The organism is Elusimicrobiota bacterium (assembly GCA_041658405.1).
Taxonomy (GTDB): Bacteria; Elusimicrobiota; UBA5214; order JBBAAG01; family JBBAAG01; genus JBBAAG01.
Window position 1 is genome coordinate 22476 of the sequence record JBBAAG010000032.1, and the last position, 9300, is coordinate 31775.

The window sequence follows — 9300 nt, forward strand, 5'->3', positions numbered from 1 at the left end:
AATAGTGTGCGATTGAAGAAAAAAGTTATCACCAGCGAACATGGTTTAATCCAAAACTTTGTTCGCTGGTTTCATAATAAATATGGTAAGTATGAACTCGTGCCAAACGGGGATGATGCGTTTATAGGTAAACTTATGTCTTCCTCAAGTGATCGGCTGGTAGTGACAACCGATGTGTTAGTTGAAAATACGCATTTCCGTCTTTCATGGGAGAATAAGGTTGAACGGTTAGGGTTACGGTATTGGGAATCGTTAGGGTATAAACTCGCTGCGGTTAATCTCAGTGATTTAGCTTCAATGGGTAATGTGCTGCCTAGATACGCGGTACTGAATTTTGGCTTTCCCGACGGGTTTGTTCAGGAATATGCAAAACGTATCTGTAACGGTATAAGTCAATGCGCAGGACCGCGGGGGATGTCCGTTGTTGGAGGTGATACCGTTAAGTCAGAAATGTTATGGCTCGGGATGACGGCTATCGGTGTAAGAAGGGGTACTGAAAAAACTAATGTGCTTACCCGCGAAGGTGTGACCCCCGGAGATTATATTTTTTGTACGGGTACGCTTGGTGATGCTAAAGCCGGGCTTGAAATTCTGGAACATCGTAAGTTGTATCGTGATAACGGTAAGGATTCACGTAGGTTGGCCTGGCGGTTATGCCGGCCTGTTCCGCGTATGGAAGAAGGGAAGGCGTTGGCTGCTACCGGTTGTGTATCATCAATGATGGATATTAGTGATGGGTTAATACAGAGCTTAGGATTGTTATCGCGGAGTAATGATGTAGGGTTTGAAGTTAACCTCAACGCGTTACCGGTATCCCCGGAGTTAAATACCTGGTGTCACAGGAATAAGCGTGATGTTTACGCTTATGCAGTGCCTGGCGGGGAGGAGTATGAACTTCTCTTTTCTGTGAATGAAAAATGTGTGGGTAAGTTTAGCAATAAATGCCCGGTGTATAAACCGTTTGCGCGGGCGGTTAAGCGTAAAGGAATAAGGTTTGTGATGGATAACGGTATTGCCGAAGAAAAAAGGTTTTATGGGTACGAAGCGTTTAATAAGAAAAAGTAGTAACAAAAAAGTTTTTTGTTCATCTTCTGCTGGTGTAACCGAAAAAATAGCGGTAGTACTATCTAAAGTGTTGCCAAAAAAGGGTAATGTCGTAATCCTTTTTTTTGGGGGGTTGGGGTATGGCAAGACAACGTTTATCCGGGGATTAGTGAAAGGTTTGGGGTTAAACTCCGGGGTTGCAAGCCCGACCTTCAAGCTTGTTAATGTATACAAAACCCGCTGCAGGATAGTATACCACCTTGACCTCTATAGGCTTACCACAGTGGATGATGTTTTGTCAGTAGGGTATGAAGATATTATTACATCCCCGCATGTTGTTGCTATTGAATGGGCGGAAAAGTTTGAGGATATTTATCCGAAGGAACGTATTGAAGTGCGGTTGATGTATGTATCGCCGGAACAAAGAAAAGTTGTGGTAAAAACCTGTGGGCTGATGTATAACGGGTTACTGACAAAGCTTACCTCTAAACTGGAAGTTGGGAAAGTATGACAACAAATGTTGTGGTATTGGGGATAGAAACCGCGGGGAGTAACTGCGGGATTGCCGTAGTGAAAAACGGGAGTGTGCTAAAAAAAAGTAATATTTTTGCCGGGCAAAGTCATAGCGCTATTATTATTCCGCTTATCACCGGATTATTGAAGAAAACAAAGTTATCTTTAAGAAAGATTGATGTTATTGCTGTCGATGCAGGCCCGGGAAGTTTTACGGGTTTACGTATTGGCGTTTCTATTGCGCGTATGCTTGCGCAGGGTATCGGTGCTCGTGCTGTGGGAGTAGGATCGCTTGATGCGTTGGCGTATGAACAACAACAGCGTGGGGACTGTACCACATATATTTGCGTACCTGTGATTAACAGTATACGCTGTGATGTATACTACAAAACGTGTATTCTCCGGAAGGGTAAGGCCGCTAAAGTATCAAGAATTAAATTACAGGATATTAACCTTGCATGTGAAGATATTATTAGAAGCTGTAATGCATCAGGGATAAAGAAGGTTGTGTTTACCGGTCCCGGGGTGGGGAAGTATGAGGATATTATCCGTAACAATATGAAAGCGTTGGATGTTGAACTTCACCCATGCGGGTATCCCCGTGCGGAAAGTGTTGCGGTTATCGGCAGCCGGTATGTTTTTACATATAAAAATGGTTTTGGGTATACCGCACTGAAACCTGTATATATTCAACAACCCGTAGCGGTCGAGAGGTTGAAAAAGTTACTTTGAGGAATAACGATGAGGTTATACGCTTATCCATAGAGGAAGAGTTGGTTTTCCGTAGGATGGAATTACGGGATATCGACGAGGTTGCGGTGATTGAAAGCGCGTCGTTTACCAGCCCGTGGACCCGCGGGATGTTTGAGTCTGAACTCGGGATCGGGTATTCTTATTTCTATGTCGGTATTTTACGGGTTAGCGGAATTGAACGTATCGATGTGGTGGGTTATACCGGTTTTTGGGCGGTGGTTAATGAAGGGCATATCCTTAATTTTGCGGTACACCCGCAGTACCGCCGGCGCCGTATCGGGGTTAATATGATAAACTATACGCTCACCCGTATGCGCGGGTTGGGGTTGAATGTTGCGTATCTTGAAGTACGGGAAGGTAATACTGCAGCAAAGGTGCTATATCAAATTGCGGGATTTATTGTTACGGGCTTACGTAAAAGTTATTATAGCGACGGTGAGAATGCTGTTGTTATGAAGAAGGAGTTGTAGTGCTAATATTGTTTTTGGTAGTAGTATTGCTGAGCGTACCTTCGGTAAGCGCTGTGGGTGCGGTGGCGCCACAGCAAGCTAAAAATGTAAGTATTGCCGTAAAAGGTAATGTCGCGTATGTTCATTACCTCCAGGGTGTGTTATCCCAAAATTCAGGGAAAGTTGAAGGCGCAATTTCTGCGTTCAAGAAAGCTGCGGAGCTTGATCCTGAGAATGCGTTTTTGCGGGTTGAACTTCTGCGTACATACATTGCATTAGGGCGGATGGATGAAGCTATACGTGAAGGTGAAAGTGCGATACGGGAAATACCCGGGAATCCCGGGATTATGTCCATTCTTGCGGAAGCGTATTTTTACCGCGGGGATTATGCTAATGCACTAACAATGTTTGATGAAGTTATAAAGCTTGATCCTGGGAATGCTGAGGCTGTGATGTACCTCGCGATGTTGGAACTCGAAAAAAAGCCGCAGCGGGCGGTGGAGTTGTATAAACAGTATTTAGCGTCTAACCCCGAGGATGTTGAGGTCCTGCAAAAACTTGTTGATGCGTACCGCCGGGTGGGTAAAGTTGAGGAGTTGCTCTCAGTATGCGACAGAATACTGGAGTTAACAAATATGCCGAATATCTTGGAATTTGTCTTTCTCACAAGAGCTGAAGTATACGAAAAAACTAAGCAATGGGATAAAAGCGTGGAGTCATACGTAAACGCAATTATGCTGGGAGAACGGTATGGTTCTGCTGTTAATGAAGTGGTATACGCAAAACTTGGTGTGTTGTATTATGATCTAAAAAAACGGGAAGATGCAAAAGCTGTATTTGAGAAACTACTGGCGCATGCTCCGGAGAATAAGTATGCGCTGACATACCTCGCGTTATTGGCGGAGGAAGAAAAAAAAATTGATATTGCAGCCGGGTATTTTGAAAAACTTGTACGTTCAACCAAAAATGCTGACCCCAAAAATGTTTTTCATCTCGCATACCTCTATGGGCGGTTAGGGAAAAACAATCAGGCTGTTGAGATGTTGAGGGAAGCGGTACGGCTTGACCCGAACTCACCGGATTATCATTATTTTCTTGGGGTGGGGTATATTGACGAAAAAAAATTATCCGCTGCGGAGCACGAACTACGCCGTGCGGTGGAACTCCAGCCGGAGTATCATGAAGCGTATTTCCGGTTAGGCGTAGTGTATGACCAGCAAAAAAAGTTTGATAAATTTGAGAAGTGTATGCAAAAAGTTGTGGAACTTAATCCCGGGAACGCGTCGGCATTGAATTATCTTGCATACACATACGCTGACCGTAATATCAAACTAGAGAAAGCGTTGGAATTAGTGAATAAAGCGTTGGTTCTGGAGCCCGGGATCGGGGCGTATATAGATACCCTGGGCTGGGTGTATTTCCGGATGGGCCGTAAGGAAGATGCTTTACGTGAACTTTTACTTTCGGCGGAGAAAGAAAAGGATTTTACTGTTTACGGGCATATAGGCGATGTTTATTATTCTATGAATCAGTACGAATCAGCGTATGAGTGGTGGCAGAAAGCTGTATCCTGTGCGCCGGAGAAAGATAAAGGGTTATTCACAGGAAAAATTGAGGGTGCGGGTAACCGTATCTCCCCGGGGACCGCGGTAAGGAAGTTGTTAAAACGTTATGAGTCTAACCAAAAAACGTATATCGCACTCAATGGTACCGTTAAAATCCATGGCCTTCCTTCAGGTGAGGTTTCTGCAGTATTCAATTTTTGTACTCCACGGAATTTTAGGGTTGATATCCTGGGATTCATGAGTATCTCCCGGGGTGTGGTGGTGTATCGTGATGGGATAATTGATGCGTACCCGGGTGCGGTTAATGCCGTGGCTAGCCTCCCGGAAGAACAGATGGGTGCGTTGCTGAAAACCATTACCTCCTGGCTTAACGGTGATATCGCGGGTAGGTACGATAATCCTGGGTATGGGGTTAAGGATAATAAAACGGTGTACACCATAGGTGATAGCGGGCAGTATGCAGTACTTGCGAAGGCCGGCGGGTTAATGCATGAGTGCGTGTATACCGACGAGCTTTATGGTGCGGTTAGGATAATGTTTTCTGGGTATGAGTATTACGAAGGTGTATGGCTGCCGTCAAAGGTGTTCATCGAATTAAAGAAGTATAATTTAAGGTTCACACTGTCCTTCGGGTCGTACGTCATCAACCAAAAAAGGGATGATAAAATGTTTTTACTTGATAACTACAAAAAGTAAGGTAATGAAAAAAATTGTTATCCGTGCTAATGCTAAGATAAATCTTTATTTTAATATTCTTTCCAAACTAAAAAACGGGTATCACGTAGTTGAAACTTTAATGCAAAACATCGGGTTATACGATACCGTGGAACTTAGTGTATTAAAAAAACAAGGGAAGGTTATCACTCTTGTTTGTAAAGGCGTGGAGATCGGTGTGGGGAAAGAAAAAAATATTGCTTACCGCGCAGCGATGGCGGTCTTGGCTGAGAATAAATGCGGTACCGGTATAAAAGTGGTGTTAACCAAAAGGATTCCAACCGGTGCGGGGCTCGGGGGCGGGTCTTCCGACGCTGCGGCGGTGATCACGGGGTTGAACCGTTTACTGGGCTTACGGATGAGTGTAAAAAAAATGCGGAGGTTAGCCGCTACGCTTGGCGCGGATGTGCCGTTTTTTATACCCGGTGGATGCGCAAAGGCGGAAGGTATCGGCGAAAAACTTGAAATACTTGATATTAAGCTAAAAAAACATCTTTTGCTTATACATCCCGGGATTAATTCTAATACTAAAGACGCTTATGGCGCGTATGATAGCTTTATTGCGGAGCAAAAACAACGTGGAAAGTTGACAAAAAAATATGGAAAAGGTAGAATAAATGATATAGTTGCGCATGTCAAAAATAAAGGCATCAGCGCTGATGTTCTTTACAATTGTTTAGAACCAACAGTGTTCAATCGCTACCCCGAGGTGTGTACTGTGAAGGAAACGTTAGTTTCCGCCGGGCTGGATACCGTGCTAATGACGGGTTCAGGGTCGGCGGTGTACGCGTTTCTCCCAAACAGGGCAGCAGGAGTTAAGTTGAAGAAATACGTCAACGGCAAATTTCCGCGTTGGCGTGTTTGGGTAACATCTACAACACCCGGCGGTGCGGTTGTTTTGAATAAATAAGACGTTTGCTACCTACTCTGTGTATGTACAAGCATTATGAATTAAGGAGGCTATCAGATGGAAATTACAGAAGTACGCGTAGTGCCAAGGAATGAAGAAAAACTTAAGGCATTTGTAACAATAACATTTGACAACGTATTCGTTATACGTGACGTAAAAGTTGTCCAGGGAAATAAAGGGCTTATCGTGTGTATGCCCGCGAAAAAACGGAATGACGGTACTTACCAGGATGTTGCGCATCCTATTACTCAGGATATGCGGGATACTATCACACAGCGTATTCTAAAAGAGTATGAAGAAGCTCTTAAGGATTTTGATAATATAGGTAACCGTATACCGCCGGAACCTAAACTTGACGATAAACAGCCAAAAGTGTAACCAAAACAAAACTTTTATTGCTAAGTGATTTTATAGCCTATTTTTTTATGCACGCCATCAAGGTAGTTACGCCTGAATAGATGGAACAATCCTGATTCACCGGATACCAGTAGGTCAATCTTTCCGCTTTTGTCCCAGTCAACCGGGAAAGGAGTTGATACATGGTGCCCTATAGATATTGGCTTATCCTCAATTTTGAACCTGACAGGCTGTAAAAAAGCTGGGTTATTATTAGTCCCAACATTTTCTAGATATAGTATATGGTCGCAGGTGCTGAGAAAAATGTCGTAGCTACCGTTCCCTTTCCAATCGGCTGCATTGAAGTACTTGGTATATCTGTGCCACACTTTTGGTACCACAGGGCCGCCATCCCGGTATTCAAACGGTATGCCTGCCGCCAACCTCAGTTCCCCGGTTTTTTCATCCCTGTAGTGTTTGAAAAGATACAGTCCGTTTTCCTCGCCGTCATGCCCGATTATGTCGGGAAGTCCGTCACCGTTCCAGTCGATAACGGCAGGTTTGTTCCTGTGCTTTGCCACTGTCTTTCCATCGTCCGCCTTTATCTCGACAGGTTTCTCGAGTATTGGCTTTCCCGATGTCCCTCTGTTTTTATAAAAATAAAATCTTTGGCCAATAATTACAAGCAGGTCAAGTATACCGTCAGCATCCCAGTCAATGTACATCGGCGCGGTCTGTCCTATATTCGCTTCCATAAACGAACCCGGATCGTCAAACGGACCATTCAGAAGTTCTATGGGCCTGCCGCCCTGCTCCAAAACTTCAAAATCTTTGAAAACCGGATACTTTTGTGTTCCTGTATTCTCAGACCTTGTAATAAATCCGGTCTCACAGCCCGTGATAATGTCCCAGTCGCCATCTTCGTCCCAATCACATAGTGAACCCTGTGCAAAACCTGAATATGAATTCATATAGGTGTTACGCTGCATTATGAAACCCTTATCCGTATAAAGCGGAAGGCCGTTGTCGTCATATCCATCAAACCTGTAATACTTGATCTTACTGCCGGAGCTGCCGTGGCTTACCAGAAGCCCCTTGAAAGCAGGAGTATTGACATCCCTGAAGTAGAGCGAACTCCGGTCGGCGATGTTTTGTAGCTTCCCACAGGGCTCAAAAACCGTACGCGATTTATCTCCCGTATTTCTGTAATACTCAATTCCTGCAAACCCCTTATGGAATTCGTCTGAGCCGCGCATCACCAGTAAATCCGGCCCGTTGCTGTTTCTATTATGTTTTACTACATCAAAACTTGAGACAGAATAACTGCTGATATTCATACCATCACCTGTCGTAAGGACAACAGGATCCTTAAATTCCGGGTACGCATTATCCTGTGATACGTTTTCCATAAGAACTATCTTGTTTTTATAATACCATCTTGGCCATTGCGCGCTTTCCTTTTCCTGCGCGCTAGCTTTAAACCACAGAGGATCATCCTTGTTCACGTAAGTTTTTTCGGTACCTATGTAACCGATTAACAAACTTTTTCTCCCATCGCCAAACCAGTCCACCACTTTCATACAGGTACATAAACCTTTGGGAGGAAGTACTTCGAGCGTATGTTTCAATTCGAGCAGCGGCAACCCGGCCCCATCCTTTTTACCGGTGTTTATGTACACATACACGGCATTCTGGCGTTCAGCGTTGCTATAAGGGTATACTAGCATATCCTGTAGCCCATCCCCATTCCAATCACAGATTTCAATATCGATTCCGCATTTTAAATACTCATACTTATTCCCGTTTATGCCTTTCAGAGGTATACCATCACCAAAAAGCGGGTTAACGTTCGTGCCTTCATTCCTGAAAAATCTTACCGGGAACCATGGGCTTCCCAGTGTATGAGAATACATCTGAGGAGTCACGATATCAATCATACCGTCACCGTCCCAGTCAATAGCGATGGGGTTAGAATGCATCCCTACATGAAGCGCATGAGGTTTACCGTCATTAAACCGGAGGCAGTCGCCGTTGCCGATAAGGCCAATATAATCGTGTGGTTTAAACGGGCCGTTTTCTTTTGTGTCATAGAAAATAACATAATTCTTTTCTGCGGTGTCTTCAATCAACCAGTTTACCCTACCTTTGTTTTCAGTGAGAAAACTGTCTGAAAGGTTGAAGTGTACATCCTTTAGTTCACCGGTGATACTGTCAACCTTTTTTACAATCACAGAAAACCTGTCAAAGGTTCCTTTAATATTTTTATCCTTCAGCAGTTGATCAAAGTTTATATCCACGCCATACGGTACGTTACGGTAACGCTCGGAAACGCTAAGCTCAATACTAAAACTATAATGCCTGGTCATATTATTAAACCGTGTTTGATTCATAATTGTTCAATCATACATGAGTACCGGGGTGAGTGTCAAATTCATGTAGAAAGTATTATAATACTAGTAATCATAACAGAAGAAGTATTTATAGGTTAATAGGTATAAACAATAATGTATTCAGAACAAGAGCTTTTTCAGGTATTACAAAAACTGGAGTCAGTCGACGGGATCCGCAAGCTGGCCTCCGCTTTGGGATATACCTACGCGAACCAGCAGGTGGTATTGCCCGACAGCGAGGTTACCCGCGGTGCGGGTGTAACAAAAATCGCGGAGGCAAGTACTGAGACGCCGTTGCCGGTACTCTTGGTTGTCGTAAAGAAAGATGTGATTACCGATATTGACCGCGGGTTGCAGAAATATACGCGCGCAGTGTTCAATCTTTTACCGGCAAACTACAAAACCTCGTTTTTGATAATCACTACAGACACGTACGCCCGCTGGCATTTTGTGTATGTGAAACAACTGGGCAAACGCAACCTGTTCCGCCGGATAATCGTAGGGAAAAACGAAAAGAACCGTACCGCTGCGGAACGGTTGGCGATGATACAACTCGTTCCCGAAGATACGTACGCGCATGTGGTGGACAAGTTCGAGAAAGCGTTTGACCGGGAAGCGTTGTCGGA

9 protein-coding genes are annotated in these 9300 nt (G+C 44.2%); 8 read left to right on the plus strand and 1 reads right to left on the minus strand.

Translation table 11 applies throughout. The features are described 5' to 3' along the window. The first annotated feature begins 12 nt into the window (after positions 1 to 12). The 7 genes from thiL to spoVG are packed head-to-tail and all read left to right on the plus strand — an operon-like array spanning position 13 to position 6326. Positions 13 to 1065, plus strand: coding sequence for a thiamine-phosphate kinase (gene thiL, locus WC955_07040; GenBank protein ID MFA5858804.1), 1053 nt, complete (start codon positions 13 to 15; stop codon positions 1063 to 1065). After that, the gene (tsaE, locus tag WC955_07045) at positions 1034 to 1555 is read left to right on the plus strand and encodes a tRNA (adenosine(37)-N6)-threonylcarbamoyltransferase complex ATPase subunit type 1 TsaE (GenBank protein MFA5858805.1); all 522 of its coding nucleotides are present in this window, start codon (positions 1034 to 1036) and stop codon (positions 1553 to 1555) included. Before thiL ends, tsaE begins: the two co-directional genes overlap by 32 nt. Continuing rightward, positions 1552 to 2289 carry a tRNA (adenosine(37)-N6)-threonylcarbamoyltransferase complex dimerization subunit type 1 TsaB gene (gene tsaB, locus WC955_07050; protein MFA5858806.1) on the plus strand — a complete coding sequence of 246 codons (738 nt, stop codon included), beginning with the start codon at positions 1552 to 1554 and terminating at the stop codon, positions 2287 to 2289. Before tsaE ends, tsaB begins: the two co-directional genes overlap by 4 nt. Further along, a complete protein-coding gene (gene rimI / locus WC955_07055; protein MFA5858807.1) occupies positions 2286 to 2780 on the plus strand; it encodes a ribosomal protein S18-alanine N-acetyltransferase in 495 nt (164 codons plus the stop codon). The genes tsaB and rimI overlap by 4 nt, the downstream gene beginning before the upstream one ends. After that, positions 2780 to 5020 (plus strand): tetratricopeptide repeat protein, encoded by a 2241-nt coding sequence (locus WC955_07060; protein ID MFA5858808.1) that lies wholly within the window; start codon positions 2780 to 2782, stop codon positions 5018 to 5020. The genes rimI and WC955_07060 overlap by 1 nt, the downstream gene beginning before the upstream one ends. 4 nt (positions 5021 to 5024) lie before the next feature. Further along, positions 5025 to 5948 (plus strand): 4-(cytidine 5'-diphospho)-2-C-methyl-D-erythritol kinase, encoded by a 924-nt coding sequence (ispE, locus tag WC955_07065; GenBank protein MFA5858809.1) that lies wholly within the window; start codon positions 5025 to 5027, stop codon positions 5946 to 5948. Positions 5949 to 6005: 57 nt separating this feature from the next. After that, entirely contained in the window at positions 6006 to 6326 is a 321-nt protein-coding gene (spoVG, locus tag WC955_07070) for a septation regulator SpoVG (GenBank protein MFA5858810.1), read from the plus strand. 20 nt (positions 6327 to 6346) lie between these two features. Here the strand turns inward: spoVG and WC955_07075 are convergent, their stop codons facing one another. After that, entirely contained in the window at positions 6347 to 8674 is a 2328-nt protein-coding gene (locus WC955_07075) for a VCBS repeat-containing protein (protein ID MFA5858811.1), read from the minus strand. A gap of 114 nt (positions 8675 to 8788) precedes the next feature. On the opposite strand from WC955_07075, the gene WC955_07080 reads away from it, so the two are divergent. Further along, the coding region (locus tag WC955_07080) for a hypothetical protein (GenBank protein MFA5858812.1) at positions 8789 to 9300 on the plus strand (512 nt) is incomplete at its 3' end.

Coding starts and splice junctions, on each gene's coding strand:
- tsaB (MFA5858806.1), top strand. CDS start 1,552: ATGACAACAAATGTTGTGGTATTGGGGATAGAAACCGCGGGGAGTAAC.
- tsaE (MFA5858805.1), top strand. CDS start 1,034: ATGGGTACGAAGCGTTTAATAAGAAAAAGTAGTAACAAAAAAGTTTTT.
- WC955_07075 (MFA5858811.1), bottom strand. CDS start 8,674: ATGAATCAAACACGGTTTAATAATATGACCAGGCATTATAGTTTTAGT.
- spoVG (MFA5858810.1), top strand. CDS start 6,006: ATGGAAATTACAGAAGTACGCGTAGTGCCAAGGAATGAAGAAAAACTT.
- ispE (MFA5858809.1), top strand. CDS start 5,025: ATGAAAAAAATTGTTATCCGTGCTAATGCTAAGATAAATCTTTATTTT.